Source organism: Pseudomonas sp. LTJR-52 (assembly GCF_003691465.1).
GTDB lineage: Bacteria > Pseudomonadota > Gammaproteobacteria > Pseudomonadales > Pseudomonadaceae > Chryseomonas > Chryseomonas luteola.
In genome coordinates, this window is record NZ_CP033105.1 from 5,214,344 (window position 1) to 5,231,564 (window position 17,221).

A 17,221-nucleotide genomic window follows, 5' to 3' on the forward strand; every position below is an offset into this window, starting at 1 on the left:
TCCGAAGGGCTATCGCCTCCTCAGGATCTTTGCCGAGTGGCGGCATCCGGAGCTTTCCTATGCGAATCACTCATTATAAGGCGCTTGGCTTTACCTGCTATGGAACCTTGATCGACCGCCAGGTAGGCGTTTTGGAGGCTCTACGCCCATTGTTGGTGCGCTTTCAGGCCACCACATCGCCGCAATGGTTAATGGCGGCCTATCGGCGCCTGACCGCTGAGCTAAGAAACGCAGCACCTGACATCAGCCAAGCGGCGCTCCATTGCCAGATATATCGCCAACTGGCTCGTGAATTGCAGATTGAACCTGACTGGGACGACAGTCTGGCCTTTGGTACAGCAGTTCACCGGTGGCCTATCTTTGAAGATGCTCCAGGCGCGCTTCAGTATCTAAGCAAGTTTTATCGCTTAATTCTGATCTCGCCGCTTGATTCAGGTGATGCATCAGCTATGGCGGCACGATTGCCTGTCACGTTTGATGCAATTGTGGAGAATCGAGGCGGGAACCTCAGAGATGCGCTGGCAACCGCGCTGGATTCATTAAGGCTTGAACGGTCGGAACTGCTGCCGATTCGCAGTACGGACAGTGACGATCCCTGGAGTGATCTGGTGGACTTTCCACTCTGCACGTTGCGTCGCCGCCATGCAGAACCGTGGAGCCATTCGGAACAGGCCATGGAAGGTAGACGTTGTGAGTATGCGAGTCTGGCCGATCTGGTGTATGCCCATCAGATTGCTCTACGGGCCTGACGGTTTGTCTAACGAGCATGGTAAATGAGGTAAGAATGTATGGATGCTGCCCTTAAACTGGATCGAATCGACATCAATATCCTGGTACAGCTGCAAAAGGACGGACGCATGACAAATGTCTGTCTGGCGGAAGCGGTCGGACTCTCGCCCAGTCCGTGCTTGCAAAGGGTCAAGCGTCTGGAGGCGGCAGGCTATATCACGGGATATGAGGCCCATGTGAACCTGGCCAAGTTTGCCAACTCTGTTACGGTCTTTACTGAAGTCACCCTCTCCGATCATAAACGCGCCGATTTTATTAAGTTTGAGTCCTATATCCGAGGTATCGACGAGGTTACGGAATGCCACCTTATCAGTGGCGGTTATGACTATCTGGTTCGCTTCATCACGAGCAGTATCCAGCACTATCAGGAGCTGATGGAATCGATCCTTGATCGCAATATCGGCATTGAAAAATACTTCAGCTACATCGTGATCAAGTCTCCCGTCATCAAGAATGCAATGCCTCTACGTAGCTTAATCAAGGCAGGCTGATCCTGGACTTGGGGGCTGGAGAGGCCGTCAACAAACAAGCTGCTTCCATACCTTGGTTAAGCAAGGGCGCCATTTCAGGAAAGGTTGGCGCCTCGGTTATACATGAGCGCCAGCGCCTCTTTAGCACTGGCTCGAAAGCATGCTGGCTGCCAGGACTCTTCCTGTTAGCGTCGGCTACGTTAGCCCACCGATGTGCCAGGCTTTGACCTCAAGGAATTCGTCCAGGCCGTACTTGGAGCCCTCACGGCCGATTCCAGAGAGTTTCATGCCACCAAACGGGGCAACTTCCATGGAAATCATCCCGGTGTTAAGACCGACCATACCAAATTCCAACGCTTCGCCCATGCGCCAGGAGCGGCCCATGTCCTGAGTGAAATAATAGGAGCCGAGGCCATAGGGCGTAGCATTAGCCATCTCTATGGCCTGCTCTTCAGTTGTGAAGCGAAACAGCGCCGCGACGGGGCCAAAGGTCTCCTCATTGGCGATCAGCATTTCTGCCGTGGCGTCCAGCAAAATTGTAGGTTTTACAAATAGATCTCTGTGCTCTGGCAAGCCACCCACGAGCAGGGTCGCGCCTTTTTCCAGCGCATCGCTGATGTGTGCCGAGACCTTGTTGACGGCAGCAGCAGTGATCAACGGGCCAAGATTTACGTCTGGGTCAAGCCCACTACCGGTCTTGAGCTGTGCCACTTCAGTGGCCAGGCGCTCGGCAAACCGCTCATAAATACCTTCCTGTACAAGAATCCGGTTAGCGCACACACAGGTCTGGCCGGCGTTACGAAACTTGCTTTGCATGACTCCGGCAATAGCCAGCTCCAGATTGGCGTCGTCAAATACGATAAAGGGGGCATTACCTCCCAACTCCAGGCTCAGGCGCTTGATACTATCAGCGCACTGAGTCATCAGCCGCTGGCCAGTCTTTGTCGAGCCAGTGAACGACAGCTTGCGTACCTGCGGGTTTTCAGTGAGCTGGGAGCCAATATCTTCAGGCATACCAGTAACCACATTGAGGACTCCCTTGGGAAACCCGGCACGCTCAGCCAGCACGGCCAATGCCAAGGCAGAAAGCGGAGTTAAATCTGAAGGTTTTACAACCACCGTACACCCTGCGGCCAGAGCTGGAGCGCATTTGCGAGTGATCATGGCGTTGGGAAAATTCCAGGGTGTTATCGCTGCTACCACACCCACTGGTTGTTTCAGTGTGATAATGCGTCGGTCAGGCGTAGGGGCAGGAATAGTATCGCCGTAGATACGGCGTGCCTCCTCAGCAAACCACTTGATAAAGCTTGCGCCATACAGAATTTCTCCACGTGCTTCAGCGAGGGGCTTGCCCTGTTCTGCGGTCATGATCTGGGCAAGATCCTCCAGGTTCTGCAGGATCAGATCATGCCATTTCTCCAGCAGCTTACTGCGCTCGGCTGGAGTCACCTGACGCCACTGCTTCCATGCAGTGTGGGCTGACTCGATGGCACGATTAGTCTCGGTAGCCCCTAGCGAAGGGACGTGCGCGACGTGCTGACCGTCGGCTGGGTTGAGTACAGCTACAGTAGTGCCATCGTCGGCATCTATCCAGTTACCATCGACGTAGGCCATGTTGACGAGGAGGGAAGGATCTTTCAGGCGTGAGATAAGCATCGCAGGGTTCTTTCTGTGGAATAGTAAAAAAAGTCTAGAAAAAAACTGCGATGCACCTGTGCCGTTTTGCACCAGATGGCAAACGGAGATGCTGTATTAGGAATAGTTACAGCAAAGGCTGCTGAACAGCTATGGCGTGTGTACGGGAAACAGGTCCCGCGCATGCCAGCTAAAAGCATAGGCGTCGGTAAGACTTCGGCTAGTCTGAGGAGGTGGCGGTAGGTTGGGCAGTACAAGCCAGGCATAGCGCAAAGCCGGGCACGCTTCTGACAACTAGCAAGGTCTAATCGGGCGAAGAGGGTCAAGAGGTCTGGTAGGGCAGGGTACCAGAACGGGTCCCTCGACCGCGGTAAGACAGAACTCTATCTCTGAGCCATCTGAAGTATTCGCCAATGCCGGGTGAGCACAAAGCCTTACCGGGTATGCTCTAGTTTGCCTGGTTCATGCCTTTCTAGAGGTTAGGCATGCCTACCTATCTGGGACCTTGCGTATGTTTGATATACCTCAACTAATCTGGCTTTTTCATTCCTAGCTTACTGCCAAGCAGAGCACAGAAATCGCACCATCAAGCAGGTCGCCAAAGGACTGATCATTACGTCTCGCTTAAACAGGAGCATATATAACAGCGCTTGATCAAAAGGCCAAATACCGACTGGCTTCTTCCTCCTGCTAGAGCATAAGCAGCCATAGCTCTTTACCTAACCAAACCTTTTCTTTCCAGACCCCAGCACCGAAGTTGAGGTAGCAAATCACAACGGCTCCTTTTAAAACTCAAACACCTTAATTAAAAAAGTTTCCTAGGAGTCAGGTGTATAACACGAATAACAGCGTGAATAGCGCACTCAACTGAGGCACAACGGGCATTTTTATAGGGTTATAAGCGCCCCTTATTAGTGCCCTTGCACCGCTAAAGTGCTTTGAAAAAAGGGCAACGCTAAGCTCTCAAATTATCACTTGTTGCCCCTTTGATAGCTGCCCACCATAGCCCTACACGAGCAACCTTAGCGCTAGGGCAACCCTTATGAAATCCTCAAAGTTTTTGCATAGCCCGCTGTTTGTTTTTGTTCTTCTGTATCTGGGATACATGATCTCTTATATAGACCGTTCAGCTATCTCGCTGGCCTTGGCCCATATTGGTAAAGACTTTGATGTTGGCCCTGCTCAGCTTGGAGTAGTGCTCAGTGCGTTTTATCTTGGCTACGCTGCAATGCAGATACCGGGTGGCTGGCTTGCTGACAGGTTCGGCAGCAAGGTTGTTATTGTTGTTTCTATAGGCCTTTGGTCTGTATTCACAGTCTTGACCGGACTCGCCTGGTCACTCACATCGCTCCTGCTAATCCGATTTTTGTTTGGGCTAGGGGAGGGCAGCTATCCCTCCTCTGCGGTAAAGGGTGTTGCCGAAATTTACCCTAGAGCTGAGCGCCCCAAGATGGCGGGCCTGATGATCTCATCCAACTATGTGGGTAGTTTCGTTGCACCACTGATCATTGCACCCATGATCCTGTGGTTAGGCTGGAGAGATGTTTTTCTGGCTATAGGCTTAGCCGGCATCGTCTTTGCCGTGTTTTACGCACTTTCAGTAAGGCGTACCACCAAAGTGATAGAGGAGCCTGCGCATAGTGCACCTAGTGCAAGAGTCGGTGCCAAAGAGCTGCTACGCATGCCACTGCTCTGGAAGATAGTACTGGTGTGGTTTTGCCTGAGCCTGGTTAATAAGGGGCTGGATGCATGGATGCCAATGTATCTTCTGACTGCTCGCGGTTTGGATCTTAAAACTGTAGGTTTTCTGGTGCCTCTTCCATTTATCGCAGCCAGTGTGGCGACCGCCATGGGCGGCTGGTTGATGACACGCTTCTTTGACGGCAAAGAGAAATTCCTGATGATGGGGAGCTGCGTACTCACAGGTGCCTTTGTTTATGGAATGTACGAGGCCCAGACAACCGCCCAGGTAATCGCTTTTCAGACCGCCGCCTATTTCTTCAAGTCTTTTGTGTTCGCAACTGCCTTTGCATTACCCACCAAGATACTGTCACAGCGGCTAGTAGGTACCGGTATTGGTATGGTCAACTTTGGTGGCCAGCTGGCGGGCTTTATTTCCCCAATGGCCATCGGATTTCTAGTGGCTTATTACAACAGTTACGACTCAGCGTTCCTGTTCTTATTGAGTGCGGTAACCATCTCTGCCCTGGTTAGCGCATCGATTAGCCCCCGTAAGGTCAGGGAAATACAACTGGCTAATGCCTATGAGGCCTAACGAATGGCCGCTGCGTACAAGGCCTTAGCTCATGGGGAGACTCGGTTAGGATACTGTCTCCCTTATCCAGAGAGCTCAACTCCAATGAGTGCCCGCATCCTTAGCGAGACTGCCGTGCGTTACTTTCTGCAGGTGGTCAATAGCGGTTCCATCAGTGAAGCGGCAACGCGTCTGCATGTGGTTCCCTCGGCCATCAGCCGTCAGATCAGTCGCCTGGAAAGTGAGTTACAGACCACTCTCTTCGAGCGTCAATCCCGCGGGGTCATCCTGACTGCTGCAGGCGAACTCCTGGCCGGCTATGCGCGTCGTACGCTGCTGGACGCCGAGCTGGTAGGAAATGAAATCAAAGCTCTTCGGCAACAGTCGGAATCACTTATCAAGATTGCCTGTACGGAAGGGTTTGCGCCTCATTGCTTGCCAGACGCAATAGCGCAGTTTCGCTTGGCGGGGCAGCAAAGTACCTATCAAATCCAGGTGGCGTCAGCTCAGGAAGTCACCCGCCTGGTACGCGAGGCTCAGGCAGACATAGGCCTTTGCTTCAGTTTGGGTGCAGCCAAGGGAATCAGTGTTGCCTATACCCAACCTGCGCCAGTACTGGCCTTAGTTGCACCGGGTCACCCGTTGGCGTCATGCCAAGATGTCTCGCTCAAGGAAATTGTGACTTATCCCTTGGCCTTACCTGGTCCCAATAGCACCTTGCGTCAGCTATTGGATATCTATTGCAGCCGGGAGGGCCTTATCTACAAGAGCATTATGGATTCCGACAGTCTGGAGACCTTAGTGCAATTTGCCCTGTCGGGCAGTGCGGTGACATTCGCAGGAGCGCTGTTTGTACGTCATCGACTTAACGCTAACCAGCTCAAAGCTCTGGCAGTACCTGAATTCTCTGACAACGTACGCTCAATTGAGATTCAGACTCTGGCGCGAAGACAGCTGCCAGGCCCCATGCAGGCGTTTATCGAACATATGAAAAAGGTTCTGTCCTGTAATGAGGGATTGCCAAGCCTTGAGCCTTCCTGAAACAGCATGGCTGCTTTCTAAATATGTTGGTTGTTGCAGGCGCTGGGTATTCCTAATCTCCCTTCAACTTTTCTCGCAGGATGGACCTGATGGCTAACGCAAATGAACTGGCCGATATGGGCGCGGTAGAACTTAAAGTCCTGATGGATTCGCATAAGGTCTCACCTGTCGAGGTGCTGGAGGCCTGCATTTCACGCATTGAACAATACAACCCGAAGATAAATGCCTTTTGTGCTACCTCATTCGAGCGCGCCCGCCAAGAGGCCCGAGCCGTTGAAAAGGCTATTGCACGTGGTGAGCCACGTGGCCTGCTTAGCGGGCTGCCAATCGGAGTCAAGGATCTGGAGGAAACTGAAGGCCTACTCACAACGTATGGCTCTCCCTTGTTTCGTGCCAATCTACCAGGTCAGGACAATGAGTTGGTACGCCGAATTCGTGCAGCAGGCGCCATCGTGGTTGGCAAAACAAACGTGCCGGAGATGGGCGCGGGCGCCAACACACGTAATCCAGTCTGGGGAGCCACGGGTAACCCATTCAACCCAAGCCTTAACGCTGGCGGCTCATCGGGTGGCGCTGCTGCAGCCCTGGCTGCCAATATGGTGCCATTGTGCAGTGGATCTGACACTGGAGGGTCATTACGTATTCCGGCAGCAAAATGCGGTGTTGTGGGTCTTCGTACCTCTCCTGGCCTTGTGCCCAGCGAGCGCAAGCTACTGGGCTGGACTCCAATTTCGGTAGTTGGTCCAATGGGACGCAATGTGGCCGACACCTGGCTTCAGTTAGCCGCAACGGCAGGCGTAGCGCCCAACGATCCTTTGAGTTACAACTTTGCAATGACACCCTCCATGGAAGGCTTGCCTGCTGTTGATTTGTCCCGCCTACGGGTGGGCTATACCGAGGACTTCGGGGTATGTGATGTCGATAATGACATCCGGCAGGTGTTTCGTGACAAGATTGCCAGCCTGAGGCATGTATTTGCGAGCTGCGAAGAAATCGAAGTTGACATGCAGCATGCTCATCGCTGCTTTGACGTGGTACGGGCCGAAGCGTTTGTTGGTAGCCTGCAGGCTGCCTATGAAAGCGATCCTGACTCGCTAGGCCCAAATCCGCGGGCTAATTATGAAATGGGCATACAGATGTCGCTCAGGGACTGCGTATGGGCCAGTGCAGAGCAAACCCGTATTTTTCGGCGGTTCCAAAAGCTGTTTGATCAATATGATCTGATATTGTCGCCTACTACGCCTGTTTCGGCCTTTCCATGGGAGCAGCCCTACCTGGACCGTATCAACGGTGTCCCGCTGGAAAACTACTACCGCTGGTTGGCCCTGACATACGTGGTAACTCTGGCAACTAATCCAGCACTCTCTATGCCCATGGGTTTGGACCATCTACGCATGCCGTTTGGAATGCAGGTTATTGGCAAGTTTCGAGGTGACCTGGAGCTACTGCTTGCTGCGCATGCCTTGGAGGCCTATTGCCAGAACGTTCCTGAGCTACAGCGGCCACGTCCAGACCTGAACGCGCTAGCGCTCAGCAAAGTTGATCTGTGGACGCCTGTTACCCATCCGCCCTTGTCCGCTGAGTTGCATGAGTCAGTTGCTGACGGTCGCCCCGCGGTTTGATGATTGTCTATCTAAACCGTAATGCTTGAATACACTTCTGCCGGAGTGCCATCGTGATTACTACTGTTTATGGAAAAAGCCTGGTCGAGTGGACCGCTGAATACCCATTGCTAACTCCCATTCTTGCAGGCAAGCCCGTTAGCTGGTTCAATCCAAAGATTGCACCGCTGGTAGAAGCCTTGAACGATATTGAGCTGGGCCCCCAGGATGTACGGCAGGCAAGCGAGCGTCTGCAGCGCTTCGCCCCTTTACTGGCACAGGTTTTTTCAGAGGTAGCCGCCGCTAAAGGCATCATTGAGTCTGAGCTCGTGGACGTACCCTCCTTTGCTCAAGCACTCTGCGAGCGTTACGGCATCGATAAGCCTGTACGGCTACTGCTAAAAAAAGACAGCCATCTACCGATTTCAGGATCGGTAAAGGCACGCGGCGGTATTTATGAGGTGTTATGTCATGCAGAACAGCTGGCGCTAAAGAGCGGCTTGTTGCATCAGTCTGATGACTATCGCTGCATGGCTGAAGACCCGTGCCGCACGCTGTTTAATGCGCACAAGATCGCAGTGGGCAGTACCGGCAACCTGGGTATGTCTATTGGTATGGCCGCTTCACGTCTTGGCTTTGCGGCAACCGTGCACATGTCAGCTGACGCCAGACAATGGAAAAAAGACAAACTACGTGCCCACGGTGTCACTGTAATCGAGCATGCAGGCGATTACGGTCAGGCGGTGGAGCAGGGCAGAAGGCAGGCGCAGGCAGACCCATACTGCTATTTCATCGACGATGAAAACTCGAAAACGCTTTTTCTGGGCTATTCAGTAGCTGGGGAGCGGCTAAAGCAGCAATTTGAACAACAGGGGATTGTTGTCGACGCTCAACACCCTCTGTTTGTTTACCTGCCTTGTGGAGTGGGCGGCGGTCCTGGCGGCATTGCTTTTGGCTTAAAGCTGGCATTTGGCGATCATGTCCATTGTATTTTTGCTGAGCCCACCGAATCGCCCTGTATGCTGATGGGTGTGTATACCGGCCTGCATGACAGGCTTTCGGTGCAGGATTTTGGTATTAGCAACCGAACCGCTGCGGATGGTCTCGCAGTAGGGCGACCTTCAGGCTTTGTGGGGCGTTCGATGCAACGCATGCTTGATGGCTTCTATACCGTCACTGATGATGAACTGCTCATGCTTTTGCGATTGCTCAATCAAACAGAGGATATACAGCTGGAGCCTTCTGCGTTGGCTGGGGCTCCTGGGGTTGCGCATGTGTTGCATGAAAGCCAGGGCTACCTTGATCGCCTCGGTTTCTGCAATAGCCTTGCCGCTAGCGCAACCCATCTGATCTGGGCAACGGGTGGCGGCATGGTGCCCGCGTCTGAAATGGATGCCTATTTAGGTGAAGCGCATTAGATGTCCTAATGCCGCGGCTTTATTCTCCGTCTCCGGTCGAGACTTTTAAATTCCAGACTGTTGTAAGGTCACGTGCGGATGTTGCAGGTTTAAAGTTCTTCTCCACCTTGAGTTTTGAAATACAACCAAGCCGCCATTCATCAGATCCAGCAGGTCACTAACTCATTCAATGCTGAGCTCCTGCTGGATGAAACGCTGGTAGACCGTGAAAGGACGACCCCGAACCGCCAAGCTGAGCTATGATTACGCTCGTTTGATGTAGGCAAGGATGTTTTACAGATGGCGGTGCTTTTTCCCAAGCCAGGCTGCCTGGTTTTTGATCTGGAAGTCATACCCACTCAGGATGGCAAGCCTGAGCAGATATACAAGCTCGGAGCACTTCGAGCGGATACCGGTAGTACAATTGAGCTGGATGTACGCCAGGACCCACGTCCGGCACTAGCGCAGCTTGATGTCCTAGGCGATGGCGCCGAATTTGTGCTTGGTCACAACATTGTTAAGCAGATCTCAGCATACTTAAGGCCACTCAGCTTCCACTCAGGCTGCTGGATTTGCCTGTTATAGACACGTTGCACCTGTCGCCTATTACCTTTCCGCAAAATCCGTATCACCGGCTGATCAAGGACTACAAGCTGGTACGCGATAGCCTGAATTCGCCCCTCTCGGATTGCCGGTCAACTCTGACCTTGTTTCAGGATCAGCAGGAGGCACTAGAGCGTCTCAAAACTCTAAATCCAAAGGAGCTGCTGTGCTATCAGATCCTGCTAGGAGACGAGCAAGGCGCCTTAGGGCAGCTCTTCCAGGCGATTACTGGAGATAGGCCTTTACCCCTTACTGAACTTCAAACGCTACTTCCAGATCTGCTGCGTGAAAACGATCCAACGCTTGAGCGCGACCTCAAGGCTTGCAGGACTCGACTGAAGCGCTTGATCAGCACAGAGCTTGGGGATCCAACGCTTCGCTGGCCTTTGGCCTATGCGCTCGCCTGGCTTCGTGTTTCGGGTGGCAACTCGGTACTGGCTCCTTGGGTACGTCATCAGTTTCCTCGTGTCCGTGAGCTTAGGGACATCCCTTGTAACCACGAGGATTGCCTGTATTGCAAGACGACTCTTGACTGCTCCCCGCCCTGAAGGACGGGGATTCCCAATTCACTGCAAACAGGACACAGGTACTTGACCTCTGCCGCTTACATTCGCTCCAAGGGCTAACACGGCCAGCCCGGCCGCTTTGATATTAAGTGCGGCATTCACGTCGCGGTCATGTTCTGCCTTGCATTGAGGGCAAACCCAAGAGCGGACACTAAGCGGCATCGAGTCCATTACAAACCCACAGCCAGAACAACGCTTTGAGCTGGGAAACCAGCGGTCTATGGCGACCACTTGCCTGCCTGCCCAGGCACCCTTGTATTGCAGCTGGCGGACCAGTTCACCCCAGCCCGCGTCAGCGATAGCTTTGCTTAGCCTGGGATTTCTGATCATGTTTTTTACAGCAAGATTTTCGACACAGACCACTTGGTTTTCGTTGATTAGTCTGCGTGACAGCTTGTGCAAACCGTCGAGTCGGCAATCAGAGATCCTGGCGTGAATCCTCGCAACCTTCTGGCGGGCCTTGACTCGATTGGCAGAGCCGAGCTTTTTACGGCTCAGACGGCGTTGTGCCAGTGCCAGACGAGAGGCATATTTAGCGGTATGGCGAGCATTGGCAAACGGCTCGCCTTCGGAAGGTACAAACAGGTCTTTCAAGCCCATGTCGATACCGATCATTTTCGGCGTGACCGGCAAGGCTTGTGGCTCAAATTCACACAGGCACGAGACGAAGTAGCGCCCGGCTGCATCCCTTGAAACCGTCACGGTAGAAGGGACAGACGGCAGGGCACGACTCCAGCGGATATTCAGAGGTTCGCTGCTTTTCGCCAGAAACAGCTCGCCGTCCCGGTACTTGAACGCCGAGGCGGTGAATTCAGCCGATTGATGGTTTCGCTTTTTCTTGAAGGTGGGGTACTTGGTCCGTCCTTCAAAAAAGTTCTTGAATGCACTCTGCTGGTGGCGCAAGGACTGCTGAAGAGGAACGCAGGAAACTTCATTCAGGAATGCCAGTTCCGGCTGTTTCTTTAGGGCCGTCAGATAGGCACTAGCCGCAGAGTAGCCGACTTTCTGCTGCTCCTTATGGAACGCATCGGTACGCCAGCGAAGCACTGTGTTATAGACCAAACGCACGCAGCCAAACGTCTTTGCAAGCAGCTCTGCTTGTTCAAGCGTTGGGTAGAACCGGTATCTGTAGGCGCGTTTAGTCATGCCTTACAACATACAAAACTTGATGTGAGATAGAAATTGGCCCTTAGCAGGAAGCGATAAAAGGGCACGCTTTGCGCGCCGCGCTATCCCTCTCCGCACTAGAAGTACGGGGTATCTCGCGCAAGACTGATGATCGCCGAGAGACCTTCCCGCCAGCATAATCCCTGACCACCCTCTATAATGCCGGTCCGTCTCGTTTGCCTTGCATACTGTAATGAAAGAAGTCCTTCTCTCCCTTGCTTTGCTCTTATCCTTTGCCGTTCAGGCCGCACCACCTGCTACTTTTACTGAGGCTAAGGTTGTGGCCAAGCAAAAGGTCTATTTCGACCAGGGCAGCAGCGCTCAAGGTGAGCTGTATTGCGGCTGTCACTGGACCTGGACCGGCAAGTCGGGTGGACGCATTGACCTGGCGTCCTGTGGCTATCAAACGCGCTCGCAGCAGAACCGGGCCGAGCGCGTCGAGTGGGAGCATATCGTCCCCGCCTGGATATTTGGTCACCAGCGCCAGTGCTGGCAGAACGGCGGGCGCAAGAACTGTGTTGCGGACGATCCGGTCTTTCGCGCCATGGAAGCGGATATCTTCAACCTCTACCCCTCGGTGGGCGAGGTCAATGGCGATCGCAGCAACTACCAGTACGGCATGGTGAGCGGTGTGGCACCGCAGTATGGGCAGTGCAAGACGAAAGTCGACTTTGCCGGTCGCTCAGCTGAGCCCCGCGATGAGGTCAAGGGCCTGACGGCTCGGGTAACGTTCTACATGTACGATCGGTATGATCTTTCCATGTCGCGCCAGCAACAGCAGCTCCTCATGGCCTGGGACAGGCAGTATCCCGTTACCGCCTGGGAAAAGGAGCGGGATAACCGTATTGCCGCAGTGATGGGCCACCACAACCCGTTCGTAACCGGTGAGCGCCAATGGACCCTGGGGTACAAGCCGATAGGGGAGGGTATCGTCAGCCCGATTCCGGCACGAAATCAGAAGGCTGCCCAGCCGGCTAATACTAGCAACTCTGTATCGTCTGAGACTATTATTGGTAACAAGAATAGCCACATCTATCATTTGCCTCAGGGATGCCCAAGCTATACCAAGGTCTCGGCCAAGAATCAGGTACCGTTCAGCTCCGAAGCTGAGGCGCAGGCGGCTGGATATCGAAAGGCAGGTAACTGCAAGTGACAAGACATCGATCCATACGAGTAAAGCAGGCCCTTCTGGCCCTGATCGCTATAGCGGGCATCGTCTTTCAGGCACAAGCGCAGGAGCAATGCAAGGAGCGCTGTGTCACGTCTGACTCCGAGGAGTCAGTTGACACGAAACTCAATAGAACCTATCGCGACATCATGCACAAGATTGACTCGGGTGGCTTTGATGGCGGACTAGTACCCAAAGAAGAGCTAAGCCAGAGTTTAAGGCAAAGCCAACGAGCGTGGTTGAAGTTTAGAGACGACAATTGCGAGGCCTACTACACCTTGATGAGTGGAGGCCTATCACGCAACGAGGACCGGGAGATATGTCTAGGCGAGATGACGTCCGAGAGGATACGGTTTCTTGAAAAGATCTATCTCCAAGGCAAGCTGTATGATGAAGAGTAACATCATTAGGTAAAGGCTGTTAGATAGAGCTACATAAAGTCTCTCAGTCATTTCTATTAGCAGCCCTGCGCGGGCTACATGTTTTGGCTATAGGACAACTAGCCATGCCTTTACTTCATCCTCAGGGAGCTGAGGTAGGAAAGTCGTGATCATAAGAGCCGTTACGTAGAGCCTTGATCGTGTCCAATTAATTTGTTTGGACGACCTGTAACTACCAGCACTGTGTGGCTGATACCGGCCAGAAGGGGTCATTCGAGTACATAGGAGATTTAGGGCGATTCAGGCTGCCACAAGCCTGAGCAGCAAAGGCGAAGTAGGTATCGGAGGCGTGGTCACAGCATGTCATCAGCGGAACCAGATGCAATTCCGCTGATGCAAGTCGATTAAGGGCTAACAATGACCCTGATATCCGAGCCTGAGATGCTTTTGATATACGAGTAGCTCGTTCCCAAGACGGCAAGCTGCTCCTTCGATACCTTCTTCGCTGATATCGCGGGTTGCACGATCACAAATTTGAAGATTAGCTCGTGGTCGTGACATTTGTTGCGCAGTATCTCCAGCTGCTGAGGCGTGCCTTTCAGGATTCGGTCGAAGTCTTTAAGCAGTGATTGCTGGTAGCGATCCATCAGTCGGTTGAAGAACTTATCGCCAGTGTACAGCCACTTCACCGATCTCGACGCCTGGCCGCATACCTCATAGACGTCGGCGACGCGCGCCCCGGGCACGGCTACGCCATCAACCATTGGGCAGAATTTGCAGTGGTAGAGGTCAACGTAGATAACGTCCTTGCTTTCCCGGATTGCCACTAGGTCAGCGATTTCGCCTTTGCCGTCATCGTTGAAGACGATTGAGTAGTCGTCAGCGATTTTGGCAAAGGTGAAGCCTTGAACAGAATCCTCACGTCGCTCCGCACGCATGGACTCTTGATGGATTTTCGTTGCTCCCCAATTCCAGGGTTCGAGCAAACCGGTAGGCAGTTTTGCATCCATGCTGTTGAGCGAATACTGACGGTAATTGCCCTGCACCATGGAACCGTCGACCTTGAGCAATACAAGCGGCTCTCCATCCAAGTAGGAGTCCAGTGGCATTTCGTGGGGGTAAAGAATCTTCACACCTGGGCAGGAGGTCTTGTATCCATCTTCCAACAACTTGATGGTAATGGAAGTGAGGCGACGCTCCTCGCCATTATCACACGCGACCAAGACGGGGATATCCAGCGTCTGAGCGCCACTGTACTCAGGCTTACCAAGCTCGACGTCGAGAAGGTTGAAAGTCTCTCCTTGAAAATGCAGCGAGATCCTTTGCTCGTTTTCGATTACGATCGACTCAGGCCAGTCTGCGTAAAACAGTCCTTCTGGCCAGCTGCCCTTGATTTGCTCAACACGCATGACATTTTTGAGTACGTCAGAAGGGTCGATGGTGTTGTCGTTGAGTTTGACCGACATGCGCTTGCACCACTCGACCCAGTAGTTTATCGGAGAGGAGTTCATCTCCCAGATCTTTCCTTTGTGCGAGCAGCCCACGGTAGTTCGGTCTCCATCCTCAAAACCGGTTGCAAAGATGTTGGATTTTGTCGCGTTGCCCTTCTCGATGTCACTGATCACTTGATTGATATCGCGCCCCACGTGCATCGTGAACCGCAGGTCTTTCCGGGCGCGTGATAGGCCAACGTTCTGCAGCTTCATCAGCTTGATGTTGTGGAGCGTGCGGAAGGTCGGCTCGCCATTGATGCGGCGAGGGGCTTTGGCTACCAGGTTAAGAAAGCGAGTTGACTGGGTATCGTCACCTGAGGTGTGAATGAACAGGGTTTTCTGCGCCTTGTTATAGAAGGCAATGTACAGATTCCAGTTGGTATCGACGATTTCTTCGGTCTGAGCCCACCCAACCAGCGACTCTCGCCTAGTCACGGCAATGACGGTATCGGCTTGGTCATTAATGGAGATGTACTGCAGTGTTTCTCTGCGCCCATCCAGCCCCTGCGCACGCTGTGGTGTCCAGTCTTTGGGGGAGACGTGATACGCCACGGCGCTGATCTTGGGGTTCGGGTTCAACCCAAAAATCATTTGGGCATCGTCACCGTCAGCAAACTGCTCGTTGAAGTCCGCCTTCTCAATTTCCCGGCTGACCTTTTGCTCGCTCACGTTGCGAATGACTGCCCCCCAATCAGCGCTCTCCTTATAGAGATCTGCCATCTGATGATCGGTCTTCTGGTTAGCGATATTCGCCACGAACTTGGCATCACCAAGGGCGGCATCAACCCTCGTCAACCGGCCAATGAACTGGAGCGTCACTGCAGGGCTTTGATGTTGATCATGAATGGCGGCGATTTTGAGCTCAGGCAGGTCGAAGCCTTCGCCAAGCATGTCGACGCAGACGATGATCCGGTGCTTCTTCTCGACGATTTCCGCCATTACTCGGGCTTGGTTCGGAACCTTGCTGTGAATCAATACTGGCGTGAGATCGAGGTGCTGCTTGTAAATCTCAAACAGGTCTGCCGCCCGCTTGTGCGACTTAGCCCGCACCATCATCAAATGGTTATAGCCTGCCTTGAGGTCAGCCCGGAGTAGCTCAACAGCCTTGTCTGCGATGGCCTGGTCGGACAGCTTAAGGTTGTACTCTCGTACCGGATGAAACTCAATGCCTTTGAAATAGCCATCAAGCTGCGCATCCCGGAGCGGGTAGTTGTAGATGATCTTGCCGGCCAGAGCTATGCCATCCTCCCGGAATGGCGTCGCTGTGAACTGAATACAGGGTTTGCCCCTGAAGGCAGTTTTGATCCGATTCCAACTGGCTGCTACGACATGGTGAGCCTCATCGATCATCAGGTGACTGCACATGTTCACCAGCGCCCCCAAGGCGGCGTTTTCGAATAGCAGCAGGGCCTGAGGGGTAGCCACAATGATGTTGGCAGTAGCCAATTCAGCAACCTTCGGCTCAGACAGCTTTGAATCGATGGCAGCAACAACGGGATTGCACGCCGTGTCCGATACGGCCCCCACAGTACGGAGCGTTTTCATCTCCGCGGCCTTGCTCACTAATTGAGCTCTGAGGGCGTCCGAAGGTACAAGGATCAGTGTCCGACTCATTCTCGCTGCGATTATCAGTGCGAGCATTGTGTCGGTTTTCCCTGTGCCGGTGGGCATTACAACGGTTGCCGTAGTTGTAGGGTCGACCACTAGATGACCAAGGGTAGCGTAAAGCGCGGCTAATTGCGGCTTTCGCAGGCCAGGCACCTTGGTCTCCGGGTCGTCCAGGCTGAAATTGAATAGATGGTTTTGCCAGCTCTGGTACACATCCAAATATGTTATAGCTACGTCGTCCATGGCGATTACCTAAGAGCATGAAATGACTTCTTGGCTAAGATGGCGTAATGGTGGCACGCCCCTATTTATTGCATGATCTTACAGGTTTAGACATAAGGACAAGGCTGGTCAAGCAGCGTCGCAGGGTTGCTGAACTGTAGTGGCTGCTCCTGGCCGATAGCTAGCCACATGCAGCATGTGTTCAAATCAGGCCTATAGGGACCTGTGGACGAAAACTCTCTATGGATAGAGAGAAGTGAGGTCCTGCCAAATTCAACCTGGCTAAAGGCATGAAACTCATACACGAGGGAAGCTGGACAGCGTCCCGTTTTTTACATTTGATTGATCCTGGAAGAAAGTCTAAGGCCAATTAACGGTGTAAAGACACTGGAATTGATGCGCCATTAAAATCAGTCAGGGCTGATGGCAATATTGTACAGACTCGCAGAAAGTAGAGGGTCAGGCCTCAAACATAGATCTCTCCGATAAAGGGTAAGCAGTTGGCTCTAGATGTCCACAAACTGGTGCCTCGAAAAACCAAAAACAGCAAGCAAAGCAAAAAGCATATGGCTGGGCGACATCTACTTGCCATTGACGATGCAGCGATGCAGATACTTACCCCAGCTTTTGAGCAACTTCGTGCCCGGACAGGCCAGCTAATCGATGCCTATACAGATTGCGTGCTTTCAGATCTAGACAGTCTGATTCAGATACTTGAACAGCGCATGCCACCTTTAACTCAACGCTCTGGTATTTGGTTTGAGCTACTGTCGGTACTCAGGCAGGCGAGGGCAGAAGGGTATGGCGTCATGTTTGCTGGAGACTAA

General features: G+C 53.0%; 14 protein-coding genes. 11 read left to right on the forward strand and 3 right to left on the reverse strand.

The genetic code is table 11. The features are described from left to right. Positions 1-59: 59 nt before the first annotated feature. Together EAW52_RS24060 and EAW52_RS24065 are read left to right on the forward strand one after the other, a co-directional pair. Entirely contained in the window at positions 60-749 is a 690-nt protein-coding gene (locus tag EAW52_RS24060) for a haloacid dehalogenase (RefSeq protein ID WP_122044376.1), read from the forward strand. Between the two features lie 39 nt (positions 750-788). Continuing rightward, on the forward strand, positions 789-1,280 hold the full coding sequence (locus EAW52_RS24065; protein WP_122044377.1) for an Lrp/AsnC family transcriptional regulator: 492 nt from the start codon (positions 789-791) through the stop codon (positions 1,278-1,280). Between the two features lie 174 nt (positions 1,281-1,454). On the opposite strand, the gene EAW52_RS24070 is transcribed toward EAW52_RS24065, so the two are convergent. Further along, positions 1,455-2,915 (reverse strand): NAD-dependent succinate-semialdehyde dehydrogenase, encoded by a 1,461-nt coding sequence (locus EAW52_RS24070; protein WP_122044378.1) that lies wholly within the window; start codon positions 2,913-2,915, stop codon positions 1,455-1,457. Positions 2,916-3,936: 1,021 nt separating this feature from the next. Between EAW52_RS24070 and EAW52_RS24075 the strand changes: the two genes are divergently transcribed. The 6 genes from EAW52_RS24075 to EAW52_RS24100 all read left to right on the forward strand — a co-directional run bounded on the left by EAW52_RS24075 (position 3,937) and on the right by EAW52_RS24100 (position 10,338). Continuing rightward, positions 3,937-5,169, forward strand: coding sequence for an MFS transporter (locus tag EAW52_RS24075; protein WP_122044379.1), 1,233 nt, complete (start codon positions 3,937-3,939; stop codon positions 5,167-5,169). Positions 5,170-5,253: 84 nt separating this feature from the next. Beyond that, positions 5,254-6,189 (forward strand): LysR family transcriptional regulator, encoded by a 936-nt coding sequence (locus tag EAW52_RS24080; RefSeq protein WP_122044380.1) that lies wholly within the window; start codon positions 5,254-5,256, stop codon positions 6,187-6,189. Between the two features lie 89 nt (positions 6,190-6,278). Then, positions 6,279-7,811: an amidase gene (locus EAW52_RS24085; protein WP_122044381.1), complete on the forward strand. Its 1,533-nt coding sequence runs from the start codon at positions 6,279-6,281 to the stop codon at positions 7,809-7,811. A 53-nt stretch (positions 7,812-7,864) separates the two neighbouring features. Continuing rightward, the gene (gene dsdA / locus EAW52_RS24090; RefSeq protein ID WP_122044382.1) at positions 7,865-9,208 is read left to right on the forward strand and encodes a D-serine ammonia-lyase; all 1,344 of its coding nucleotides are present in this window, start codon (positions 7,865-7,867) and stop codon (positions 9,206-9,208) included. A 279-nt stretch (positions 9,209-9,487) separates the two neighbouring features. Next, complete coding sequence (locus EAW52_RS24095; RefSeq protein WP_122044383.1) at positions 9,488-9,772, forward strand: hypothetical protein; 285 nt, start codon at positions 9,488-9,490, stop codon at positions 9,770-9,772. After that, positions 9,760-10,338: a hypothetical protein gene (locus EAW52_RS24100; RefSeq protein ID WP_162997709.1), complete on the forward strand. Its 579-nt coding sequence runs from the start codon at positions 9,760-9,762 to the stop codon at positions 10,336-10,338. The genes EAW52_RS24095 and EAW52_RS24100 overlap by 13 nt, the downstream gene beginning before the upstream one ends. Before the next feature lie 18 nt (positions 10,339-10,356). Here the strand turns inward: EAW52_RS24100 and EAW52_RS24105 are convergent, their stop codons facing one another. Then, positions 10,357-11,502, reverse strand: a complete 1,146-nt coding sequence (locus EAW52_RS24105) for an RNA-guided endonuclease TnpB family protein (RefSeq protein ID WP_122044385.1) — start codon at positions 11,500-11,502, stop codon at positions 10,357-10,359. Between the two features lie 214 nt (positions 11,503-11,716). Between EAW52_RS24105 and EAW52_RS24110 the strand changes: the two genes are divergently transcribed. Together EAW52_RS24110 and EAW52_RS24115 are read left to right on the forward strand one after the other, a co-directional pair. Continuing rightward, on the forward strand, positions 11,717-12,676 hold the full coding sequence (locus EAW52_RS24110) for an endonuclease (protein ID WP_122044386.1): 960 nt from the start codon (positions 11,717-11,719) through the stop codon (positions 12,674-12,676). Beyond that, positions 12,673-13,092 carry a lysozyme inhibitor LprI family protein gene (locus tag EAW52_RS24115; protein ID WP_162997710.1) on the forward strand — a complete coding sequence of 140 codons (420 nt, stop codon included), beginning with the start codon at positions 12,673-12,675 and terminating at the stop codon, positions 13,090-13,092. The genes EAW52_RS24110 and EAW52_RS24115 overlap by 4 nt, the downstream gene beginning before the upstream one ends. Positions 13,093-13,475: 383 nt before the next feature. Here the strand turns inward: EAW52_RS24115 and EAW52_RS24120 are convergent, their stop codons facing one another. Continuing rightward, a complete protein-coding gene (locus EAW52_RS24120) occupies positions 13,476-16,415 on the reverse strand; it encodes a DEAD/DEAH box helicase (protein WP_122044388.1) in 2,940 nt (979 codons plus the stop codon). A 479-nt stretch (positions 16,416-16,894) separates the two neighbouring features. On the opposite strand from EAW52_RS24120, the gene EAW52_RS24125 reads away from it, so the two are divergent. After that, positions 16,895-17,221, forward strand: a complete 327-nt coding sequence (locus EAW52_RS24125; RefSeq protein WP_162997711.1) for a hypothetical protein — start codon at positions 16,895-16,897, stop codon at positions 17,219-17,221.

Excerpts from the sequence above, each read along its gene's own strand:
- EAW52_RS24060 (WP_122044376.1), top strand. The coding sequence starts at position 60 with ATGCGAATCACTCATTATAAGGCGCTTGGCTTTACCTGCTATGGAACC.
- EAW52_RS24065 (WP_122044377.1), top strand. The coding sequence starts at position 789 with ATGGATGCTGCCCTTAAACTGGATCGAATCGACATCAATATCCTGGTA.
- EAW52_RS24070 (WP_122044378.1), bottom strand. The coding sequence starts at position 2,915 with ATGCTTATCTCACGCCTGAAAGATCCTTCCCTCCTCGTCAACATGGCC.
- EAW52_RS24075 (WP_122044379.1), top strand. The coding sequence starts at position 3,937 with ATGAAATCCTCAAAGTTTTTGCATAGCCCGCTGTTTGTTTTTGTTCTT.
- EAW52_RS24080 (WP_122044380.1), top strand. The coding sequence starts at position 5,254 with ATGAGTGCCCGCATCCTTAGCGAGACTGCCGTGCGTTACTTTCTGCAG.
- EAW52_RS24085 (WP_122044381.1), top strand. The coding sequence starts at position 6,279 with ATGGCTAACGCAAATGAACTGGCCGATATGGGCGCGGTAGAACTTAAA.
- EAW52_RS24095 (WP_122044383.1), top strand. The coding sequence starts at position 9,488 with ATGGCGGTGCTTTTTCCCAAGCCAGGCTGCCTGGTTTTTGATCTGGAA.
- EAW52_RS24105 (WP_122044385.1), bottom strand. The coding sequence starts at position 11,502 with ATGACTAAACGCGCCTACAGATACCGGTTCTACCCAACGCTTGAACAA.
- EAW52_RS24110 (WP_122044386.1), top strand. The coding sequence starts at position 11,717 with ATGAAAGAAGTCCTTCTCTCCCTTGCTTTGCTCTTATCCTTTGCCGTT.
- EAW52_RS24120 (WP_122044388.1), bottom strand. The coding sequence starts at position 16,415 with ATGGACGACGTAGCTATAACATATTTGGATGTGTACCAGAGCTGGCAA.